Below are 22820 nucleotides of genomic sequence, written 5' to 3' on the forward strand. Positions count from 1 at the left end.
TTAACAAAAACCTCTCTTCTTTCAGGTAAATTTTGAAAATAAATTTTAAAAGAACGAATATTCGTTTATCTTTGAAATATCAAATAATAACACATTCATCAAATGATCCTTAATCATCTAAACCTCTCCGTAAAAGACGTCGCCACCACCCGATTGTTCTTTGAAACCTATCTGGGTTTCACTTCAGCAGACAGCAAACCCAATGACACCCTGGCGGTACTAACCGGTGCGGATGGTTTCATCCTCGTACTCATGAACCAGCGACTGAATGAAAATGGCAATAACGCCTACCCGGATGCCTTTCATATCGGGTTCTATCTTCCCGGTGAAACGGAAGTGCAGGAAACTTACCAACGCCTGCAACAAGGCGGTATTGCACTTGAACAGGCCCCACAGAAAATCAGGAAAAACTTCGGGTTCTATTTCCATTATGATACGATCATGATAGAGATCACCTGCACCATTCACGCTTAAATACTGCTTACGATGGCTCCCATGAAACCAATAGGCTGGTATCTTAAAGAGGCTGATAGCCTCATCACCAGTACATTTGATGCTTCCTTTGAAAGTCTCGGTATCACCAGGTTCCACTGGCAGGTATTGAAGAACATTAAAGATGACGGACAGCTTAACAAAAAAGACTACTATCCGAAGGTGAGCAGGTTTATCACTGCAACTGAACTGGATGACATCCTCTCCTCGCTCATCAGCCGCGAATGGGTGATGATAGCGCAGGATAATTATTTCATGACCGATATGGGCAAACATGCATTTGCAAAGATGGAAACCCTGCAGCAGGAAGTAAAAGAAAAAATGATGTCAGGCTCAAACCCGGAAGATTATAATACGACCGTTAAATTTTTGAGCCTGATCATCAACAACCTCGGTGGTAAAGCTTAATCAGCCTACCGGAACACTAATGCGCAGTAACAGAAAAAATGAATTTATCTTTTGTTGCCGGCGAGATGGATTTTAAACTAATCCTGTAAATATTATCTCCCCATTTTTGTTTTACGCCCTGATCTTCCATCTGCTCCAAAGGTATTTTCTCTACACTGGCCACCAGCTGCTTCGCCGGGTAATGTACATAGAAATCTTTTGCTGTACCCGTAGCGGTAGCGGCATGGATAACCAGTTTACCGGGTACGGATACATCCACCGGATAACAGGTCATCAGGTGTTGTGTGATAGCATCTCCTCTCGTAAGTTGTACCTGGTCTTCTATCTGTACCTGTTTGTTCCTGTTGAGCCGGATACTGCGGTTCCACTTGCTGATGCCCGCTTCAGCAGGATAGGCAGCGCCGATATTCATCGTCAGCTGGCTGTAGGAAGCGCCCGATTTATAGACTACGGCCTCTGCTTTGTAACGACTACCGGCCAATTGCGTATAACCATTCACGGTAGGCAGGTTATGATAGTCGGAACGGTTGTTCCATATCTCATATCTTTTATTGCTGAAAGTTTTAGCGGTATAGGTGCCGCGGCCCACATCAATCAGCACCGGTCGTCCATCGTAATACACGACATAGCTTCCGATATCATTATGATTATGGCTTTCATCATTGTTACCGCCTTTTGCGGCCACAAAGAAGCCATCGGTGCTACCCTGCCGGTCGCGCGCTACCATCACCTGCAAATCAGGCCACCACACGTCCACAGGTAAGGCGAGCCCTTTGGTGGCATGCTTAAATTCATCCTGCATAAACAGCGAGAAGAAATTACGGAAGAACATATAATTACCGATAGCCCCTTTACTGCCATCCCGGATATAGTAAGCACCGAACTGCATCATAGCGGTATCTTTGATATCTTTCCCAAAACGGTAGATCATACTACCTGCCATACCCGGCTGTGGGTCTGCATCTGCGAAGTCCAGGAAATAATGTTCGCTGATCTGTGCCTTGTAAATAAACTGCCCCATATTCCGCACCTTCTCATCACTGAATACATAAGTGAAAGCATTGTTGCTGGCAAGATTGAGCAGGGAAATATTATCATAGAGAGATGCAGCTGCCGCCCCCCAGTAGCCGGGTCCTTCATCACAGCCACCATCGGCAGGATACGGATTCAGGAAATTATCCAGTACACCCAGTATTTTATGCACCGCAGATACCCGTTTCGTATCATCTTTTTCAATTAACAATACGGAGTTGAGCCAGTTGGAACAGATCCACGGATTCCAGTTATTCGGCCGCCTGCCGTTGGCATTACTGCTCATCCAGCCATGATGTTTGGTCATCAGCGGTTGAAAGATGCGGTTATTGATTTCGTAATAGATCCTTTTTCTTACCTGCGGCGATACGGCATCCAGTTTTGGTCCGGCGTAATAATCCACCCATGATAACAACGTAGCTGTTTCTGCTGAAAAGAGTTCTACAAAAGGCGCTGATACATCTACCAGTCCAGCCAGCTCCTTATTGCGCGGCAGGTGCGCAGAGGCGCCCCAGAAAGATTCTTCACAGATAGACCATACGCCGTTTATAATATCATCGGTGAAGCGGCCTTTATTTTCATACACTTCTGCCAGCAATAAAGTAGCTAATGCCTGCCGTTTCCTGTTGGCGATATCCTGGTACTCACTGCGGTTGCCGGTACGTACGATCAGCAACGACTTCACCGCCGGTATTCCCGGCCATTCGTAGTTGAGATAGCCTTCCGCTTTGCTGATGAGCGCCTTTCCCGTTTCAGGATCCGCTTTTGCCCATGCTGCCCTGTCGGCCGCCGGGGGAAAGGGTTTCCAGGTGGCCTGCGGTATCAGCAGCTGTGCCAGTTGCGCCTCCGTATACCTGCCGCTCAACAGGTTTTGTTGCGCCATCAAGGTAAGGCCGGCCGCCAGGAATATGCAGGTAAACAACCATCTTTTGATCATATCTGTTGCATTTAATACACTGAATAATTATTATTTCCATTGCGCCAGTGGCCGGGTGAATGCACTACCGGTTTTAACCCCTGCCGGATGAAACACTACCACAATACGTGTGCTTGTAGTGGCAGGCAGGTGTACGGCTAATTTCTGTATCCCTTTATTAGGATTGTTCTGCGCAGGATGCGGAGATCCAGGCAGCGGCGCTGCGGGCATCACGCTGAAAGTGGCGTTGGCAGGCGATACCAGCGTAGCAATAAATTGCCTGCCGTTCTGCTCCAGGGTGGCAGATCTTTTACGGGCATCCAGCTTAATGGCTGCACGACTGTGTGCAAACCAATACACATCCGCGGGTGTAAGGTTGGTGATTTCGTCCTGCACTACCACGCTGTTGCTTTTCTTCAGCAGGGCGATACCGCGTTTTACCGCGCTCGATTGCGCCGCATAGGCAGGTGTAAGATCCATGATAGCGTATGCAGCTGAAGGTTGACTGGTAAAATCCACTACCTGTGTGTTGGCCAGCGGATCCTGATCAGGTGCTGCCCCTGGCGCAATCACCAGGGTATTATGCCCTTCTGCGCGGGTACGGTAGTATGTCCAGCGTTGCCCGTTTTTACTGCTGTTGAAATATCCCGGCATATTATAATCATCTGCCCCCAAATCCACAATCCATCTTTGCCCTAACGCATCCAGGATAAAGCTGCCCAGATCAAGATGACTGTGATTGGCTTTATTGTCGCCGGCTTTGAAGGTTACGAACGTAGCGGTGGAATCATTCCACCGGCTGCGCATGGTAACTACTTCGGCTATACGGAAATAGTGATCGGGTTGCAGTTGCGGGGAAGTCTTCACCAGGCTTGCATCGTACCATAACAATGCAAAGGGATCAGCAGGCTGGAAATGATACAGGTATTGTGCTACTTCGGGTTGCTGAAACTGTTTCGCAAACCAGAAGAGTTGGGCGCCTCTTATAGGACCATCTCCCCCATCTGCATAATTAAAAGACCGGTTAATGGGACTGTTGAGATACAAAGGAAAGAGACCTGTTTTGGAAAACCCATCTATCTCATTCAACCCAAAATCCTTATCCAGTGCGCTCTTCAGCGCGGCTATAATAGCTACATTGTACCTGGTGGCATAGTTCCAATAACCCGGGCCTTCATTCCATGCGCCATCGGGTGCAAAATGTTTCATGGCAGTAGGTAAATGCTGCAATACATTTTTCAATATAGCCGTAGCCAGCTTAGGCTCTTCGTCTGCAATAGCCAAAGCGCCCACACCGATGCCGCCATTACATACCTGGTTCCAGTTGTGGGGCACATTGATCCACCAGCTGTTTTCGCGCACGGCCAGTCCTTCGTAGGCCAGCAATGCACGGGACAGCCCTTTCTCCATCAACGCCGATTTAATGATATGCCGCTGGTCTTTATTCCAATAATCATACAACCAGTCATACCCCAATGCAAAAGCAAAAGTCATCTCCCCTACATCGAGGAAATGTGAAGGGTTCCAATCGGGGAACCGGGATGCGGGCAACAATTCCTGCCAGGCACGCGCCGCAAAGCGTTCTTCACCGGTGGTACGATACAGGAAGCCCAATATAGAAACGCGGTCTACTACCCTTCTGCTGGTGGCTAGCAACCGTTTGCCATCCGGGATTTCATAGATAGAAGGCGCCGCTTTAATAATTTCTTCCCCCTGTTGATATATTTTCTGAAAAGCAGTTTTCACATACGCATCGGTTTCTCTTTCCTGTGCTATCCGTTTGAAATCAGCTGCGGTGGCCAACAAGCGGGGATGTTCCTGACGAAGTCCTGCCAGCAATGAATCTTCCGTACCGGTGGCATTTGCCGGCGTGCAGGTGAACAGTGTGCCGGCCAGCAAAAACAGGCAGGATGCCGATAAAAAAAGATAACGCATAAGCGTAAACGTTTAGGTTTAAAAGATCCAGTTAGTGAGCTCCCACAAATAGTTTCCCTTTGGTGCCTCTCCTTTCCACAAGGATGAAAGATTTACATCAGGGTACTTCTCTTTGGCTACCAAAGCCAGTTGCAGGTATTCCTTATTATTTAAAGGTTTGATCTGTTTATGCTGCCAGGGTTGTGTACCTGCTGCATAAGGCAACAGGAACAGGAAAGCCTTTTTCAGACTTTTCTTTCCGGGCGTTTCATAATGCCACAAATCAATCCCTACATTTTCAGCGAGCATGGCCAGTTCAAAAAAGCCTTTGAGATTCATCCCTGAATAATTCCAGGAGAGCGTGCGCGCCAGCTCCAGTGGCTGGCTGCCGTCGGGCTTCAACTGGCTTTCGATACGTTGTTCTGTTTGTTCTTTCAGCATCTTTGCAGCCAGTTCTTTTTGCCCGGTAAACAATGCAATGGCTACTGTCTGCACATCATACCAGGTGCCGTGGTTATTACGCTGGTCGGCTTCATCCATTCCAACGGGACTGGTGCGCATCCAGTGCAGGAACGCTTTGTACCAGTCCTGAATACCTTTGTAGTCTGCTGCTGTAAATCCGGGAGCGCCTTTCAACAACTGAACGCCATCGATGAGAGAGGTCAGGGCGCGGGTGTCAATCAAACCGATTCCCCTGCCATCGGTGCGACCTGGAATGGCCTGACCGTAATTAAGATTAGGATTCATCCGCGTGGCGGGGTCCAGGAACCAGGCGCGTAGCAGCTTTGTGGCTTGTGTAACATATTTGGTATCGCCGGTATAAAACCAGGCGAGCCCCAACACCTGTGCGTTGTTGCAAATGGCATTATGATAGGTAGCATCCTTGATCGTGAAACGTTCCGGATTTACTTCGCCATCTTTCCGGATGTAAGGCAATCCGTTTGGCTTGCTGGAATCCGGCCACCAGTAAGGGCCTACACTCATGTAGTCATGTTTGTCGCCGCTGGGTGGCACCTTACTTTTAAAAACAACCGAGTATACTTCCTGCTGCAATGTTTTATCGGCAACGGCCAGCAATTCGGTCAACGCCTGTTGCATAGCGGGATCGTGCTGTTTTATTTTTTCCTTTGCATGCAGCAGCGCAGCCGGTTTAATGAGGAAGGTCTGCGGCGGATCACCTGCGTTTGCGAAAACCGGCATGTTTACACCTAAACACAAGATGAAGAAAATGATTTTGTTCATTAATCCTGATTTATGCATGAAGCCCTTGTATTCATTTAGGGTCTCCATTGTAGTGAATGATATTATGACGCGTATCGATGTTTACATTTCCTTTGTACAGGTGTTCCTGCATAATTCCACCCCTGTTGTTTCCTTCCAGAAGGCTTCCTTTTACCGTAATATTTTTACACTCCGCCAGCAGGATGCCGTAGTTGGCATTCCTGGCAATTTCACAATTAACGATGCCGGCCTCCTGGCATGCCGACAGTGCAATACCGCTGCCATAGGGCGATGTATCCATTCTGCTGTCGCTGATCTTAATACCGCGACAATGTGTAAGGAGAAGATTATGTTGTAACCGCGGGCCGGGTACCACGCTGGAACCGTTTTCTGTAAAGTCGCAGCGGGTAATTGTAATATCATCGGCGCCGCTGACCAGCAGCCCATTGAAAGTACAATTTTGTATAGTGAGATGAATAAACCGGAGATTTTTCATTTTCCCTTCCGCATCAGCGCGGAAGATGATACCACCGCGGTTACTACCTCCGCGGAAGGAGCGACTGCCGTTAGGGTCAGAGGCCACTTCCGTTTTGGGGCTGCCTTCGATCAGCAGGTCGCGGATCGTAATATCCTGCATATCGCCGGATGCGTTGACGATAGCCTCCCGTTGCCCGGATTTAGGATCGAGGAACAGCGTAGTGCCGATCCCTTCACCCGCCAACGTAACGCCGGATGGCATTTTAAGCGTAGCAGGCAGCGTATGAATTCCTTTTTTGGCCACTACCCAGCGATGGGTGCCTGTGGCCGTGTTCAGGGCATCCTGGATAGATTCGCCGGGTGCCACAAAGATGGCATCCGCAGGGATCTTTACATCAGAATGTGCGCCTGCCCCGGCAATATAGCCGGTACTACCGGCAACGGGTGCACGTAGCTGCTGTTTTTCTTTCCCGGTGGGTACGCGGGTGGCTGTTAATATACTACGGCTGGCCTTTGGCCTTATGGAATCTGCTGCTTTTTTTGTGTTAGGGAGATAAATACCTTGTGCGGTATAATGCCGGTACACATATTCATAATCATCTCTCAGTGCTTTTGCACGTTCGGATATAACGCCATAGCAATGCGGGGTTTCGCCCAGGATAAATCCTGCGGTGTATTCATAACCCAGTGCGATCCTGTTGTCCGCAATAGAAAACAGGTCTACCCCCTGCGTATAGGCTATCTGTGCGGCGCCGGCAAATTCACCCAGGCCCAGCTGCACATGCCCCTGATCGCGCATGCTTTCCTGGCATTGCCCGCTGGGATAAATATATTTGAAGATGCTGCCGTTTACCGGTCCGAGTAAAAAGTGATCCACCGCATTGCCGAACAAAGTACGGTTGTCTGTAAAAACGGCCATCGCTATCAGCGAATGAATGATAGCGCCGTCCCAGTTACCATTGGCCTGGGGATAGTAGTCACGCATCAGCGGGTAATATACCGTCATCAGCATTTGTGTAAACCGGTCTATCTCCGCCGGTTTCCAGCCGGCATTGGTATGGCGCAGGATTTCAGCTGCATTACAAAATACATGGCCGGTCCATGCCGCCAGCAATTTGGCATCATTATAATCAAAATCCCAAAGTTGACCGGACCATGCATCGATAATCGCTATTGCTTTATCAGCGTATTTTTTATCTCCCGTTATATACCATAACAGGGCACAATCATAAGCCATACCGGCACCTTTCGATAATTCGTTGCCACCGATATTAGGTTTACCATACGGGCCGCGCAGCACATGCGTATATGCCTCCACGTTATAGGCTGTATCTGTGGATGCCTTCAGCCTGTCATAGGCGCCTTTCCACGGTTCTACCCCTTTCAATACCCGGTCTTTCATATAAGCCAGGTCCTTGCCGGTTTGGTTCAGGCCCGGGTGAATAAACGACTGCGCCCATGCATGCATGGGTTTCATCAGGAAAAAAACTGCGATAGCTGCGCAGGTCAGCAGGATAACAAGCTGCCTTTTCATGAACGTGGAATTATGGAATAACAAAAATCCTCAACAAAATAAATAACAGGTGGAACCACTGGTCATACATCAACCAGTGGTTCCATCCATCACTTTTATTTAAGCGTATACCGTTTCATGCTCATAACAGCACTTTTTTTGGCATTATCTACTTTATTCATGTAGATGTAAGCGCGGTATTTACCGTCGGCTGTTTCCACCCAGGCGCCGGCCTCCGATTTCAGATTGATCGCGAAGTCAGGCGCATCCGAGATATTCAGCTTTTCAAAGTCCAGGTCATCGATGTAAATACCGTATTGCAGCCTGGCGAGGTGAAAATCGCGCAGGTTCCACACTTTACTGATTTTCGTATCCCTGTTTACGTTAGGAGGCAATACTACCCCCGGCAGGTATTCAGGATCAGCAGCAGGCGATACCAGCGAATGATTAAAAGTGATATTCGGAATAGAACGGTACAGATATACCAGGTCTATCTGATCGGCATGGGTAGCCGCATCCTGGGCATTATACACCGCCATGTCTGCGATGGAAATATAAAATGCTTTCCCATCAGTGAGGTTGAGGTCCAGCTGCATGTCCATCTTCGCTACCTCATAAGGCCCCATGGCATAGGTGATTGTTTCGCCATTACTGCTTTTGGCGCTGAAGGTGAACGTCACGGATTTACCACGGGCTTCTTCCGGAATTTTATAATAATACCGGAGGGTGGCTGCATTGGTATCTTTTGTAAACGCCACGGTGGTCAGGTTTTCCTTGGTGGTTGACGGGTCACCAATGGGTACACCAACATCGATACCACCTCCGTCTGTGTAGTAAGAATTGTTTTCAAGATAAGTGCCTGCTGCACCGGCGATGGAGGCCTCCACCTGCGCCGAAACAAGTTTTCCTTTAGCCGCGGGAATCGCCATGGCATATGCAAATTCTATATTCAAGCCTATTACATTGGGTCCCAACGACCGCTTGATACAATCATTCTGCAACTCGTTCTTGGGTGTTGGAATGGCGTAGTCCTTGTTCTTTGTACACGCCGCCATCAACAGGAGACCCGACAAAAGTAACGATGTGTATTGAAAATATTTACCTGGCATAATCAATGTTTTAAGATGTAAATCACTTTTGCTGAACGGTAATAAGCACCTTATAGGTCTTTTTTACCTGGCGGTTTCCGGAGATGACCGTGTACTGTTTAGGATTGGCCAGATCAGAAAAGTCGACCTTCCCTACAATTTTCGGATCCAGTTTAGCATCAGATACCAGTGAGAATTGCGGGAAAAGGTTTTTCAGATCGGTACCATAAAAAACCTCCACACCAATGGTGCAGGCCACTGTATCGATCACAGCATTCTGTGTCCTGACTGTCTGGAAATCGGAACCCAGCAACTCAAAGTTGCTCACGTAACATTCGGCGCGGGTAGTGATGAGCAGGCCGTCTTCATCTATAGGCTGATCTTTCTTGCAACTACTCCATACAAGCGCGGTAAACAGTATCATGAAGGTGATGATGGAATACTTTTTCATCTCGTTAATATTTTTAATTAAAAAGTCTTTATAACCACGGGGTGTTTTGTGTCAGGTTAGGATTGCGGTCACGTTCACTTTGCGGTATTTTGAAAATGTAACACTGCTGGTAACTTCTTTCAGAAGTATTCTGAAAATAACGTGTTTGCTGGGCGCCCTGTGTATCTATACGCCACACACCATCGCCGTAGGGAGGATTCCATACTCTTTCAATGGCTCTCCAGCGGCGGAGATCAAAACTACGTTGTCCTTCGCCGTATAATTCTATGATACGTTCCTGTTCTATGGCGCTGAAAAAGGCTGTCTTGTCTGCGGTTTTATCTCCTTTCAAAGGAGGCAGATTACCACGGTGCCTGATCCTGTTCACCAGTTCAATAGCTTTTGCCTGCGGACCATTCACCTCATTGGTTGCTTCCGCATACATCAGGAATACATCTGCAAGACGCATCACAGGATAAGCGTAGTCACCGTCGCTGCGTCCCTGCCCTGCGTAGTTACGGAGGAATTTGCGCAACACATAACCGGAGTTACTGCCGTCTGTGTTATAGCTCATATAGTTAACCCCATCTATTTTTACTGCCTGGTTCCATGTTTTATAAATGAAGGGAAGAAAGCCGGTAGACTTCAGGGATATCATTCCTATGCTCATTTCATAATCCCACATAATGGAAGCCTTCATCCTGTAATCCCTGTCAGCATAGCTTTGCGGATTGAGTGCGGAGTTGGGTTTGGTTCTGGCATCTGCGTCTTTCGGATCTGTCGGGATCAGCTTGGGCGCAAATTCGCCGGTAGTAATGGACTGGTACCTGTCTGCGATTTCATAGCGCGGAGATACCCAGCACTGTGAGCCTTCATGTGATCTCCCGGCTACATCACGCATCAGTTCTTCACCCTGACCGGTACCGGTACCGCCGTGTGTGAAAGACATGATCATTTCACCATCGCCGTTTGCTACCGGGAGGAACAGGTAGTAGTAATTGGGTAATTTAACGGCTTTACCCAGGCTATCACAATCTCCGGGTTCACCATTGCGGAAAAGGGTGAGGCCATAATTATCGATCACCTGTTTAAAATCTGCTGCTGCTGCATTATAAGCCACTGTAGCAGCACCGGGATCAGCTTTGAAGGTAGACAGCTCCGGCCAACCGAATTTATTCCAGCAGGCCCAGTATAATTGCAGTTTACCGCGGAAAGCCAATGCCGCCGGTTTTGAAGCACGGCCTATTTCGTCTGCTTTTACAGGCAGTTTGTCAAAAGCATAGGTGAAGTCAGCCATGATAGAATCTTTCACGATAGCTATCGGTATGCGGGCCAGACTGGCCACTTCTTCGTTATGAAAGATCACGTGATCGATATATGGTACATCGCCCCACATGGAGATCAGGCGGAAATACACCATACCACGCAGTAAACGGGCTTCCCCGATGATCCGCTCCAGTTCAGGCTTTGAAGCCGCGCTGGCATTCGGCAGCATTTTGGTGACGTTCTCAATCACATAGTTTGCACGGTTCACACCACCGTAAAGACGTTCATACATCCTGTCTAATTTGTCGCCATAACCGGAAGGGCTATACGCAGAATTATTGGACGGAAAATAGGCATCTCCTTTTTGCAGGTTACCACTTGTGACACTGGTACCACGAACGCGTAGGTATTCACCTTGTCCGTCCAGGTAGTAATCCCGGTCAAAGAGTGGCCGGATATCCGCATAGGCGCCCATCATGGCTACGGTGGCATCGGCTTCCGTTTTCCAGAAGAAATCCGAATTCAATTCGGTGGTAGATACCTGGTCAAGCAGGTTTTTTGTACAGGAACCGGTGAGTATCGTAACCCCGGTGAGCACCGTTACAAGACGTATAATAGCAGTTAGTTTTTTCATAATTACCTCTTTTAAAGACCCACGTTAATACCCACGGAATAAGCTTTATTCAATGGGTACGCATTACTTTTGTTGCCTGTTAATTCAGGGTCAAGACCACGGAATGAAGTGATGGTAGCTATATTTTCAGCGGAGCCGTAGATGCGGACACTGTTGATACCAGCCCTTTTCAGCCAGTTTATCGGTACCGTATAGCCCAGCTGGATGTTCTTCAAACGCAGATAGGTGAGATCGTCCAGCCAGAAAGTAGTTTCTTCCCGGTTGGCATTACCACCCAAACGCGGCCACGCACCATCGCGGTTCTCAACAGTCCATGGATTTTCCCAGTGTCCCCAGGAGGCGGCATAGCGGGCAGTACTGGGGTTGACATTATTGTAGATGTTCAACCAGTAGTCTTTACGACCGGTAGCGCCCTGGAGTAATACAGCGAGGTCGAATCCTTTCCAGGATACATTGGCGCCCAGTGCGAAGTTGGTTGTGGGCCTGTCGCGTTGAATATTGGGATAGGCTACCTTATCATTTCCATCTATTCTGCCATCACCATTCACATCTTTGCGGAGGATATCGCCGGGAGATGCTCCCTGTGGTGTAGCCTTGTAAATATCTTCCCATGTTTGCGCAATACCGGCATCCTGGTAAGTATACAGGAAGTGATAAGGCATGTCAAGGAAAATCCAGCCGCGGTCGAGGTATTCGTTCCATTCTTCCAGTACGGTAGCATTGTAGGAAGCATTCAGGTTTACGCTGTAATGAAATTGTCCTACCCTGTCTGTCCAGGTGAAATTACCTTCCACACCGCGGTTGCGGAGGTTACCGATGTTTCTGCGGGGAGCCACATAAGCGCCGGTGAGGAGGATAGACATATCAGAAGGACGGTTCATGCCGGATGTTAAACGGTTGTAATAATCGAGTTCCACGTTGAGGCGGCTATCCAGGAAACCGAGATCCAGGCCTACGTTCAGCACGGAAGTTGTTTCCCATGAAAGGGCTGCGTTCACCATCTTCTCATTTACAAGACCTTTGGCGATGGTGTTGCCAAGTATGTAACTGCTGGAACCAAGTGTTGGCTGTTGTTCATATTTGCCAACACCGCTGTTGTTACCTAAACCGCCATAGGAAATCCTGACTTTACCACTGCTCAGGAAGCTGTTGGTGAAGGCATTAATAAAGCCCTCTTCCGTGAAGCGCCATCCCAGTGCCACAGAGGGGAAAAATCCAAAGCGGCTGCCTGGCAGGAACTTGGAAGAACCATCATAACGGAAGTTGGCTTCAAATAAGTACCGGTCATATGCGGTGTAGTTTACACGACCGATATAAGAGCGAAGACCTTCCGTGCTGGAGTTACCGCCGGTGCTCATGATACCCGGCAGGGCGGCATCCACTTCATGCAGTGTGGGGTTGAGGCGGTCGTTACGGGAAGTTCCCTGGTAACGGTCGTACCAATATTCTTCACTATATACACCTAATACATTCAGGTCATGATTTTTGCCGAAGGCTTTGTGGTAATTCAGCCGGCCGCTCAGCATTGTTTTATAACCGGTGTTGGTATAGTTGCCTACGCCGGCGTTTTCGCCAACGTATACGCGGCTGCCGGGAGCATCCGTCTGGAAATTGTATGACCGGTTCGGCATATTGGCACTCCAGCGGAACTGGTTGTAATAATTAAGGGAGTAGTCTACCCGGGCGGTGAGTCCTTTTACCGGTGTCCAGTCCCAGAATATATTGCCATTGGCTTCCTGGCGGTTTTGATGACTCAGGCTATTGATATAAAGTGTATAAGGGTTGTAGGCCTGTGGATCCTCGTTGTAGGCCATTACACCGCCATACTGCCCCGTAACAGGATCGTAGGGGGTGATGCCTGCAATAGCGTATTGCATGTCAAATCCGGCAGTGTTGGTGGATGCATCATCTGTAAAGCCATCTTCGAGTGCATAGGAAAGGTTGGACCAGTTGCCGTAGAACTTCACGCCTGCATTCATATTCTTACGCAGTTTGTAATCGTAGCTGAAGCGGGCGTTATAGCGTTTATAATCGTTATTGATCTGTAGTCCTTCTTCATTCTGAACACCTACAGAGATGAAGAAATTGGATACATCCGTACCACCGGATGCGGAGAGATTGTAATTCTGGTTAGATCCGTTGCGCATGATGATATCCCACCAGTCGGTATTGGGATAACGCAGCGGGTCTATCATGCCCATTGCCATCCACTGATCGATGGTACCATCTTTAAAAAGCCAGTTCTTTTTCAGCGTGTTGACAGCGGCCAGGCGTTGTTCTACCGTGAGTGCGCGGGGATAGTCCGCCATGAAATTGTATGCTTTGGTAGGTACCTGTACGCCGTAGTAGCCGTTGAAATTGATGGCCGTTCTTTTTTGTCCTTTACCGGATTTTGTGGTGATCAGGATAACGCCGTTGGCTGCACGGGAACCGTATACAGAGGCGGACGTAGCATCTTTCAATACAGAGATGCTTTCCACATCATTCATGTTGATACGGTTAATGTCTACATCTGGCATCCCATCTACTACCACGAGGGGGTTGGCATTGTTCACTGTTCCAAGGCCGCGGATCATGAGGCTGGCGGAGTTTCTGCCGGCCATACCGGAAGATTGCGTTACTGCGAGGCCGGGAACGAGTCCTGCCAGCGCGGAGGACGCATTGGGTAATGCGCGGCTGGTAATTTTTTCATCTACTTTGATGGCGGATACTGCACCTACCAGGTTTACTTTCCTTTGTGTGCCATATCCTACCACTACTACTTCACCGAGAGCTTTCTGGTCGGTGGCCAGTTGTATGTTGATGGTTTTCTGCCCATTGAAAACCATTTCTTTTTTTACAAAACCCAGGGAAGAAAATTCCAGGGTACCCGTTGCAGTGGGGATGCGCAGGGAGTATTGTCCGGCGGGACCGGTGACGGTACCGATGGAGCTGCCTTTCAGCGCCACTGTTACCCCGGGAAGGGGTTGTTTGGTATCATCCGTAACGATACCATTTACAACGTGGCTTTGCACCGTATCACGTTGAAAGATGGCATAGGAGCCGGATAACGAAGCGGGTGAGGCTGCAGTGGCTGTATGAAACAGACCCGCAGCCGGTATTAATGCAAACAGCAACCACCTGGCACAGCAGCCGGGTGATGATAAAGAACGAGGTAAATGATTTTGCATAACGTAAATTTTATAAGCAATAAGAAACCCGTACCGGTGCATACCGGTAGATACTATTGGTGCCGAAAGCAGACATTGCAAACGTTTGCATTCAGCTACCTGAAAAAAAGCATTATTTGATTGATACGTGCATACGTGGAAGTTTTTAAGTGATTTTGGAAAAAATGATTCTGGCTACGTGATTTTGGTCTTGGTATAAGTGTACTGTGTACAGTGAATTACTATGTTGTCAAAAATATATAAAACAATCGATTGTAAAGAATATTATTTTCACAACTTTTCAAGGGGATAATCCCAAAACCCTGTTTATATACTACCAACATGCTAAAAATGGGCATATCCCATTCTTTACTCGTCGATCGCCTTTCGTAATTTCATGTTGTTTAACTGCTGCTCCATTACGGCTCTCTGCTGCTGGTTACTCAGGCTCACCGCCTGCCGCTGATATTTAAGGGCCTTTTTTTGCCGGTGGGTTTTATAATATAGTAAGGCCATGGTATTGAATGCGTCAGGGATTTCCTTATTCAGTTCCGCAGCCGTTTTGCCCAAAGTAATGCCTTGCTGGAAATCATCACGGGACGTTCCAAATTCCAGGTATCTCCGGGCTGCATTATCTACTGTTTTTGCCAGATACCGCTGATAATTGCCCTTCCAGGATTCCTTCTCCGCCACGAAATCCTTTATTTTAGTGCTGTCTTCTTTTCCAATAAGATAGGGATAATACCAGTGGTCATAAAAACGCTGGCTATACTGCGACAGGTTCTTCATTTCTGATGGTAAGGTGGTATCCGCAAAAGCATGCAACTGTTTGATCAGCCCCGTTGTATCTTTTGTAGTGACGCTAAACTGCGTACTGAACCCAAAAAAAGAGAGCTGGAATTTTCCTCCGAGATGCTTCACCTGCCGGGCCTTGTCGTGGATCAGCTCAAACAACGCTTTATCCTTTTGTGAAATAGCGGTGACCATGCTTCCCATAATAACATTGTTCATGACTGAACCATACTTCTCTTCTTTTGTTCTACTGATCTTTTCCGGATAAAGCTCGTCTGGTAAGATCCCTGCTACAAAATCATCCTGGTGCGCTATTATAAAATCAACCGTATTGGATGGTATGCTTTTAATATGCTGTAAAAGAAAATTAATATTGAAAGAAGTAAAGGCCGCATCATCTCTTATCAGGCTAAGATATTGATCCAGCGGGGCTTGTACATCCTTATCCATATGCAGTTCTTCCAGTTTCCTGATATAGGTAATCAAAAAATCAGGGTCGTTTTTCTTTTGCGCATACTTCTTTTGCATGCTCTCCACAGTCCAGTTGCGCTTTGCGTTATCAGCGGCCACCTTCGCCAGCCGCAGAAATACCGCAGGGTCAGGATTGTACCCCAATCCTCTGTGCAGCACTTCTCCTTCTTCATTGAGGAATAAATACGTCGGATAGCCGCCAACGTTATACTTCCTGGCTACCACACTGCCTTCCTTATCTTCTGCATTAATTCTGCAGTTAATAAATGATTTATTATACGTGTTACCAACTTCTGCCAATGGAAAAATCTCCTTTTCCATCCGCTTGCAAGGCGGACACCACGTAGTATATACATCAATAAATACCAGTTTACCTGATTCCTTTGCAGCCTTCAATGCTGCTTCATAATTCATGTCTGAAAACCGGATGCCGGCTGTTTCCTGTGCTGACAAAGCGTTAACAACGGATAACAATAAACAAAAGATGAGGACGGTTCCTTTCATAAAATATGCATGCATGGTTTAACAAGCATAAAATACACATTTTTTTAAAAGAGGTTATAAAAAACTTATGAAGAAAATCAGCGTCCGGGAACAACATCATTTTTAATCCCTGCCGTAGCATATGTTTTTAATGTACCCTTATCATCTGCATAGATCAGGTATGCATCCAGGTCATGCCTGCCGGAAAGGAACTGTTTGGTTGCTTCCAGTCCCATTACCAGGAACGCCGTTGCATAAGCATCTGCGGTCATGGCATCATTGGCAAAAACCGTTGCACTCTGCAAGGGGTCCTGTCGGGAATACCCCGTTCTGGGATCAATGATATGACTATAGGTATGCCCGTTCTGTTTATAATAATTACGATAATTACCGGAAGTGGCGGCAGCCTTGTCAACCAGTCTCATTACGGATTGCAGGCCATCAGAATGGAATGGGTTTTCTATACCTATGGTCCAGTAGGCATGATCAGATTTCTTTCCTTTACTACGCAGCTCACCTCCCACTTCCACCATATAGCTGGTGATGCCTTTTGATTCCAGCAACGCTGCCATCACGTCCACCGTATAGCCCTGTGCGATAGCATCAAAATCCAGCCGGACGTTTGTATTCAACTTGCGCACCGAAAATTCATCAAAGGAAATCAGGTGAAAGCCCACATATTGCAACAATGAGTCCACCCGCCGGGGAGAGGTAAGTTTTCCCGTTTTTTTTGCAGCCCGGTAAGCGGCCACCAGCGGCATTACCGTAGGATCAAAAGCACCCTGCGTAGCGACATATACTTCTGCTGATTTTTTCAGTACCGGATAAAAATAAGGCAACTGAAATTCATATTGATCCGATTGATTGAAAAGTGAAATCTCGGAATCCGTGCGATAGGTAGATAAACATTTATCAATATCCATCAACACGGAGTCTACCAGTTGTTTAAAATTCCGTTGCTGCCCGTCCAGGTAGCGGATGTGATAAGTAGTGCCCTGCGTAACCCCTTCCAGGCTTATTACAGGCAAATCACGGGTGGCTGCCACCGCTAACCCGGACGTTGACAATATTGAAAAAAATCCCAGCAGCAAAGTCAATATCTTCATCTTCCCAATGATATATTAATCTTTCAGGATAGCCATTAATTCTTTCAGGTGATCTTTATAAACACCTCTTGGTGTGGTATTGTATTTCTTACCTACAAACGCAGCAAATCCAACAACCTCTCCCATCATGCCACAGGTGCGCATTACACGGGTACTACCAAAAGCTACGTGTGTGGTACTGATATTTCTGCCCGCCATGAACAGGTTGGAAATATTCTGTGAATACAGGCAACGGTATGGAATCGTGTATGGCGCTACTTTAATATGCCTGGTACCCGCAAAAAATTCCTGTCCTTCAAAATACTGGCTGTTCTTAGCATCCGGGAAGTGCAGGTCTATCGTCCAGGTGGCTGTTACGGAACCATCAGGGTATTGTTTCCCTTCCTGGATATCCATCTGGTTTAGCACATGATCGCCTATAATCCTTCTTGACTCCCGCTTTCCACCGATGTAGGCTACCCAGGCGAGTTGCTGTTTAGCATACTTGCCGGACTTATTATGTTTAAGATACGACCAGTTACCATAAATAGCCCGGAGATTATGATCACGGATTTTTTCTGCGTCATAGATGGTATTGAAGTTACCAAAACCCGTTTCCCATTCCCAGTCAGACTTATAAGCGTCGATATGATACTCATCTGAAAACTGTAAAGCCCAAGGCGTTTCAGGGAATGTAGTGGCAGTATCGCGTTCTACAGATGCCCATAAATTGGAAGTGCCCAGCGTAAAGCTATCGGATTTTTCAGCAGCCAGCGACTCGCCTGTTTCATCCTTGCTTTCCCTGCCCATCCGGAAATTTGCGCCCGCGAGATATCCTACGGTGCCATCGCCGGTACAATCAGAAAAATAAGTGCCGGTAAAACGGGTATCTTCATTGGTCGAAATATTTCTCCCTGTCACCGCAATAATCTGGTTATCTTTTTTCTCTACTTTATATACATGTGTGTTGAGGAACAAAGAAATATTTTTCTCTGCGTTTACAATATCATTTTTTCTTTTGTCGCCATATTCTTTCGCATCGGGGTTGCCGTTGCCCGGATCTCCGTTGTCCATTTCCCGCACAATCCTGCCCAGTTTGGGATAATAATTCTTGTCAATATCTCCCATCAGGTGTACCCTTACTTCAGAACTGTTATTTCCTCCCAATACCGGACGATCCTGTATCAGCGCCACTTTCAGCCCCAGCCTGGAAGCAGATATAGCAGCGCAGGTGCCTGCAATACCACCACCTACGACTACGAGGTCGAAGTTGCCGGCCACTGCTGGCTTGCCTGATAAATGCAGCACTTTTTTCCTGAAGGCGTTCAGCTCATCAAGTTTGTTAGGCGGCGTAAAGTTTTTGGCATCCGTAAACAAGATGGCATCGCAACGACCGTTAAAACCTGTGAGGTCTTTCAGTGATAATTTTATTGCTGCTGTATTTATAGTTGTTTCTCCGGCATCGTACCATTTCCATTCATCCGAACCGCTTTCTCCAAAAACGGGGTTGAGTGGCTTATCATCTATCGACACCAGGAATTTTCCCGGGCCTTTCGGAAATGGCGCCCAGTCTTTCGTGCGCACCCAGATATGATACTTTCCTTTTGCCGGAAAATTTACGGTGGTGGTAGCATCTTTCACGGGTCTGCCCATGCCATGCGCCATGATGTACGACGATCCTATGACGGGAAAAGACTGCTGATCAACTACCCAGCCACCCTTATCGTTGAATGATTCCGTTTCAACAAAAACATGATTTTGCGCCGACAAGCCGGCTGTGAATAAGCATAGCACGAGCATGCAAAGCAGTGTTCTCATATTAGTCCGTTGTTTGGTTATTTTTATGTTCATAATCTGATAGCTTCTTTTTAATAGCATGATTAACAGGCCGCTGCTTCAGCACCCGGTATATCTCCCCGGCATATGTTGTATCTCCATTTTCCAGGTAAGCGGCCATCTTTTCCGTTACTTTGGCAGATAATATTTTTTGTGCAGCCAATACTGCCAACAGGAGCCGGAATTGTTCGGGGTTGGCGCCTGATAAATTTGTTGACACCCTCTCCGCCAGTTTATTACTGATGGATATGTTAGCCAGCTTTTTCAATACGGTCAATTGCAGCGGATAGGCAGCATCCCCGTAAGTATGCCATAGCCATTCCTGTGCAGCGTTGTCCTGTAAAAAGCTGTTGTTTACTTTTTGCAGTGCATACCGGGCTATGAAAATGTTTTTTCCGGAGATAATTTTCCGGATGTCTGCTTCAAAACCGGACGTTACATTTCCCTGTTTATCCATCACCCGTTCCATCGCCCAATATTGATAGTGATGGTTATCTCCCGACAGAAAATTATGCAGGAGCTGGTTGTCGTTGTAGGTTTCCGTGATCTTTAGTATTTCATCGGTAACCTGTCCGTATGCCAGGTGCCAAAGGGTGTAGCAGGTATAAACGGCGCCTTCTATCACTTCATTTTTTATGGTTTTAAGTGTGGCGCCTGTTCTCGCATCTACTGAATCCGTCAGGTTTTCCGTACCGGGAACAATGAGATCTTCCATCTTCAGATCCGCCAATATGGAATTGGGCTTTGCGAGGATTTCCTGCAACTTTTCATAGTCAGCCTTTTTAAACTCCCTATGATCCAGTTTCGTAAGCACCTCTTTACCGGGCAGGTCAAATCTTTCATAATTTCCCAGCAGGTCCCAGTAAAAATTAATGTACACCGGTTTGCATTCACCTGTATAGCAAACCGGTGTAAAAATATTTCTGAAATAATAAAGCGGACGCCCGGCATCATCCAATGCCAGGTTAAGGATATAAGTGGTGCTGTCATTTTCACGGATGTTAAACTGCCTGACCTTTGCGGCAGGGGTAACCGTATCGCCGGCAACTGCCGGCAGCCAGGCACAACATACAATGATAGCTGTAAGAATCGTCCGTCTGATCACTTCCTGTTGATTATTTAATTATTCATATTGCAATAACGCGGTGGCTTTACAATTTTTATTGCTGCTGAAACGGATCCAGCGCGCTTCAAATCCTTTAGGGAAAATATAGCTAAATTTTTCCCCCGGTGCAACCGTTACTTCCCTGTACTTCATCCAGGGACCGTTACCAACGGGATCTGCTTCTATGGTAAATGTTACGGGTGTAGCGGCATCATGCGATAACTGCAAACTACGCTTATCATAAAAGCCGATCAGGTAAGGATCAGAAGGTTGCTTTGCCTTGACATCCGTATCTTTCCAGGGGCCACCATGCCCAACAGGCTTACCCATTTTCCAGAGGTCATCAATCACACCTGCCCATACGGCGGCTTTCTTATCTGCTGATACAATGATGTGGTCATTGTCTTTCGCAGCAGGATCGATACCCGTCATGATCAGTAAACCCCGGTAAGAGGCGTAGTCATTGATGCGGAAATTATGAGAAGATACCGGGCGTATTTTTGCATACCCATCGGCATTTTCAGCAGGCAGTTCATAGAATGTACCATGACAGTTAAACAGGTCGCGTTCTGTGGCTACCTCCCTGCAAATACGCAGGGCAGCCTTACCCGTTAATGCGGTATAAGCATCATTGCCTAAGGGCAGCCGCCAGCGGCGTCCTTTACCATCCACTACGAGTACAGAAGATGCTTCTATGTCAACTGCCTGTTGTGGAATAGCAAATTTCTGCTGAATAAAGGCATGTGTTTTTGCATCTTCCTTTTTCTCCAGTTCCATCCTGCTGTTCAACTCATAGTAACCTGCATCCGTAGCTGCTCCTCCGTTATAGTTCAATGCCGCCATACCCAGGGCTCTCCTGTTATCGCCCAGGCCGTACAATAATCCGCCGCTGACTTCGGAAGTAACAACAGTGCTCAACCCATTAAAAATAGGATCGGGCGCTGTATTTCTTGTTTCATTGGCCGCATAGAAAAACTGGGTAGTAGCGTTGGTATTTTTATCTGCTTTAACTCTTATCCATTCTCCCGGTGTATCTTCTGTAAAGCTGAGATCTGCTGCCTGTCCTGCTTCCACGGTGATTGTTTTTGCAGCGGTCCAGTTACCGGAACCGGTTTTATCTGTCTCAAAAGTAAATACCACCGGTTGCTTGCCATTGTTCACCACCCATGCAGCGCGGTTTGGCCAACCAGCAAATAAAAATGGTTCGGAGGCTTCACCTGCCTTTACATTTTCATTAAGCCAAACAGCGCCTTCCGCTGTATTGGGGCCTAGTTTGTCCGGCTGTTCCAACGCGGTAAACCAGAGGTTGGAGTTGGATTGCCCCGGTCCTTCTATGTTTCCTTTAGCAGGACGCTTATTCAAGAATTCTTTTTCGGCGGAGTCATCGCATCCGAATACTAATTGATCATTCCAGCGGGTATAGTCGCCGATCACTTTCAGGTAAGCCGTACGTGGACGGATACCCGCAGTATGCCCCGTTGAAAAGTTACCGGGGAAGCGCCAGAACATGCCGTGCATCGTCATTAGATAATCCGGTTTCTCTGCGGTGCCTACATCGCGGATACGGGGCCACTCTGTATTCCAGCCATGGGCGCCGTCGTAACTATGACTGGCTTTGGGCAACCGGAAGAAGCTCCAGGTACCGTGATCGCGCAAGCCCAGTAATACCGATTTATGATCCCAACCGGTAGTCCAGATAGGATCTGTTGCCGGATTTTTATTTCCATAGATGCCGCCAGGGCCGGTGATCTCCACAAACTGATTCCGGCGTATCACTTTCCAGTCTTTCCCATTCCATTCAGATAAAGAACCTGCTTCTATGTCAAACTGTGTCAATGCTTTCGGACCGGGCTCTCCGTTGTTGGAATACAACATCACACCCTGACCGGAATACAATCCTTTACCATGTGCACCGGGCAACAATGCAGCCGGTTGGTTGGCAGTAGTATCCGCGCCCTTTTTATTTTTCACATTACCATCTTCATATAACAATGTTGGTTGTAAGGTTTTTACATCTACTTCGTAAAAGCCTTCTTCCATGGTGCCGTAATATATTTTTCCGGCGGGATCGGTCAGGTGACGTGCATTACCGGTATGACGGCCCGGCATGGCGGTGTAAGGGATCACGCGTACGTTGCCCTGTTTACCGATGGCGTAGGGGCCGATAAAAAGCTGCTGGCTTTCCGGATGGATCATGCGGTTGGCGGGCGTGCCGCCAATGCTTTCCTCCCGGACCACCTGTTTGAGGTCCGGGGTTATCTCATATAGTTTGTCGGAAGAGCCAAAGGGAAGATGCGGTCCGTAGGTGATCACCCACAGGCGACCGGCCCAGGGCACTACCGCGCCGGTACCACATTCTCCTTCATCGTTATACATGGCCAGGTGTGGGTACACTCCGCTAAAAGAACGGGGCGCAACCGACTGTCCGGCGGAATTATCTCCGCAGGCATAACACAGCAGGCTAATACCCAGGCATGCGCTTATAAGACCTTTACTATTTCTCATTAT

15 protein-coding genes are annotated in these 22820 nt (G+C 47.5%); 2 read left to right on the forward strand and 13 right to left on the reverse strand.

All coding sequences use genetic code 11. The features are described from left to right. The first annotated feature begins 102 nt into the window (after positions 1 to 102). Both ABQ275_RS13055 and ABQ275_RS13060 read left to right on the forward strand, forming a co-directional pair. Positions 103 to 474, forward strand: a complete 372-nt coding sequence (locus tag ABQ275_RS13055; protein ID WP_349318758.1) for a VOC family protein — start codon at positions 103 to 105, stop codon at positions 472 to 474. 12 nt (positions 475 to 486) lie between these two features. Next, complete coding sequence (locus ABQ275_RS13060; RefSeq protein ID WP_349318759.1) at positions 487 to 900, forward strand: hypothetical protein; 414 nt, start codon at positions 487 to 489, stop codon at positions 898 to 900. Positions 901 to 916: 16 nt separating this feature from the next. On the opposite strand, the gene ABQ275_RS13065 is transcribed toward ABQ275_RS13060, so the two are convergent. The 13 genes from ABQ275_RS13065 to ABQ275_RS13125 form a co-directional block, all read right to left on the reverse strand. Continuing rightward, the gene (locus ABQ275_RS13065) at positions 917 to 2869 is read right to left on the reverse strand and encodes a heparinase II/III family protein (protein WP_349318760.1); all 1953 of its coding nucleotides are present in this window, start codon (positions 2867 to 2869) and stop codon (positions 917 to 919) included. A gap of 30 nt (positions 2870 to 2899) precedes the next feature. Further along, positions 2900 to 4783 carry a heparinase II/III family protein gene (locus ABQ275_RS13070; protein WP_349318761.1) on the reverse strand — a complete coding sequence of 628 codons (1884 nt, stop codon included), beginning with the start codon at positions 4781 to 4783 and terminating at the stop codon, positions 2900 to 2902. A gap of 18 nt (positions 4784 to 4801) precedes the next feature. Further along, positions 4802 to 6004, reverse strand: a complete 1203-nt coding sequence (locus ABQ275_RS13075; protein WP_349318762.1) for an alginate lyase family protein — start codon at positions 6002 to 6004, stop codon at positions 4802 to 4804. Between the two features lie 31 nt (positions 6005 to 6035). Further along, complete coding sequence (locus tag ABQ275_RS13080; protein WP_349318763.1) at positions 6036 to 7994, reverse strand: alginate lyase family protein; 1959 nt, start codon at positions 7992 to 7994, stop codon at positions 6036 to 6038. Positions 7995 to 8089: 95 nt separating this feature from the next. Then, positions 8090 to 9082 carry a DUF4466 family protein gene (locus tag ABQ275_RS13085; protein WP_349318764.1) on the reverse strand — a complete coding sequence of 331 codons (993 nt, stop codon included), beginning with the start codon at positions 9080 to 9082 and terminating at the stop codon, positions 8090 to 8092. A 22-nt stretch (positions 9083 to 9104) separates the two neighbouring features. Next, positions 9105 to 9512 carry a hypothetical protein gene (locus ABQ275_RS13090; RefSeq protein WP_349318765.1) on the reverse strand — a complete coding sequence of 136 codons (408 nt, stop codon included), beginning with the start codon at positions 9510 to 9512 and terminating at the stop codon, positions 9105 to 9107. A 28-nt stretch (positions 9513 to 9540) separates the two neighbouring features. After that, positions 9541 to 11391 carry a RagB/SusD family nutrient uptake outer membrane protein gene (locus ABQ275_RS13095; protein WP_349318766.1) on the reverse strand — a complete coding sequence of 617 codons (1851 nt, stop codon included), beginning with the start codon at positions 11389 to 11391 and terminating at the stop codon, positions 9541 to 9543. A gap of 11 nt (positions 11392 to 11402) precedes the next feature. Further along, the gene (locus tag ABQ275_RS13100; protein ID WP_349318767.1) at positions 11403 to 14561 is read right to left on the reverse strand and encodes a TonB-dependent receptor; all 3159 of its coding nucleotides are present in this window, start codon (positions 14559 to 14561) and stop codon (positions 11403 to 11405) included. Positions 14562 to 14909: 348 nt separating this feature from the next. Then, on the reverse strand, positions 14910 to 16307 hold the full coding sequence (locus ABQ275_RS13105) for a thioredoxin family protein (protein WP_349318768.1): 1398 nt from the start codon (positions 16305 to 16307) through the stop codon (positions 14910 to 14912). A 77-nt stretch (positions 16308 to 16384) separates the two neighbouring features. Continuing rightward, the gene (locus ABQ275_RS13110; protein ID WP_349318769.1) at positions 16385 to 17392 is read right to left on the reverse strand and encodes an FAD:protein FMN transferase; all 1008 of its coding nucleotides are present in this window, start codon (positions 17390 to 17392) and stop codon (positions 16385 to 16387) included. A gap of 15 nt (positions 17393 to 17407) precedes the next feature. Beyond that, entirely contained in the window at positions 17408 to 19189 is a 1782-nt protein-coding gene (locus ABQ275_RS13115; RefSeq protein WP_349318770.1) for an FAD-dependent oxidoreductase, read from the reverse strand. A gap of 1 nt (position 19190) precedes the next feature. Continuing rightward, positions 19191 to 20312: a hypothetical protein gene (locus ABQ275_RS13120; protein WP_349318771.1), complete on the reverse strand. Its 1122-nt coding sequence runs from the start codon at positions 20310 to 20312 to the stop codon at positions 19191 to 19193. A gap of 18 nt (positions 20313 to 20330) precedes the next feature. After that, positions 20331 to 22817, reverse strand: a complete 2487-nt coding sequence (locus tag ABQ275_RS13125; protein WP_349318772.1) for a hypothetical protein — start codon at positions 22815 to 22817, stop codon at positions 20331 to 20333. Positions 22818 to 22820: the final 3 nt, after the last annotated feature.

The sequence above is a fragment of the Chitinophaga sp. MM2321 genome (genome assembly GCF_964033635.1).
GTDB lineage: Bacteria > Bacteroidota > Bacteroidia > Chitinophagales > Chitinophagaceae > Chitinophaga.

Excerpts from the sequence above, each read along its gene's own strand:
- ABQ275_RS13055 (WP_349318758.1), top strand. The coding sequence starts at position 103 with ATGATCCTTAATCATCTAAACCTCTCCGTAAAAGACGTCGCCACCACC.
- ABQ275_RS13060 (WP_349318759.1), top strand. The coding sequence starts at position 487 with ATGGCTCCCATGAAACCAATAGGCTGGTATCTTAAAGAGGCTGATAGC.
- ABQ275_RS13065 (WP_349318760.1), bottom strand. The coding sequence starts at position 2,869 with ATGATCAAAAGATGGTTGTTTACCTGCATATTCCTGGCGGCCGGCCTT.
- ABQ275_RS13070 (WP_349318761.1), bottom strand. The coding sequence starts at position 4,783 with ATGCGTTATCTTTTTTTATCGGCATCCTGCCTGTTTTTGCTGGCCGGC.
- ABQ275_RS13075 (WP_349318762.1), bottom strand. The coding sequence starts at position 6,004 with ATGAACAAAATCATTTTCTTCATCTTGTGTTTAGGTGTAAACATGCCG.
- ABQ275_RS13080 (WP_349318763.1), bottom strand. The coding sequence starts at position 7,994 with ATGAAAAGGCAGCTTGTTATCCTGCTGACCTGCGCAGCTATCGCAGTT.
- ABQ275_RS13085 (WP_349318764.1), bottom strand. The coding sequence starts at position 9,082 with ATGCCAGGTAAATATTTTCAATACACATCGTTACTTTTGTCGGGTCTC.
- ABQ275_RS13090 (WP_349318765.1), bottom strand. The coding sequence starts at position 9,512 with ATGAAAAAGTATTCCATCATCACCTTCATGATACTGTTTACCGCGCTT.
- ABQ275_RS13095 (WP_349318766.1), bottom strand. The coding sequence starts at position 11,391 with ATGAAAAAACTAACTGCTATTATACGTCTTGTAACGGTGCTCACCGGG.
- ABQ275_RS13100 (WP_349318767.1), bottom strand. The coding sequence starts at position 14,561 with ATGCAAAATCATTTACCTCGTTCTTTATCATCACCCGGCTGCTGTGCC.
- ABQ275_RS13105 (WP_349318768.1), bottom strand. The coding sequence starts at position 16,307 with ATGAAAGGAACCGTCCTCATCTTTTGTTTATTGTTATCCGTTGTTAAC.
- ABQ275_RS13110 (WP_349318769.1), bottom strand. The coding sequence starts at position 17,392 with ATGAAGATATTGACTTTGCTGCTGGGATTTTTTTCAATATTGTCAACG.
- ABQ275_RS13115 (WP_349318770.1), bottom strand. The coding sequence starts at position 19,189 with ATGAGAACACTGCTTTGCATGCTCGTGCTATGCTTATTCACAGCCGGC.
- ABQ275_RS13125 (WP_349318772.1), bottom strand. The coding sequence starts at position 22,817 with ATGAGAAATAGTAAAGGTCTTATAAGCGCATGCCTGGGTATTAGCCTG.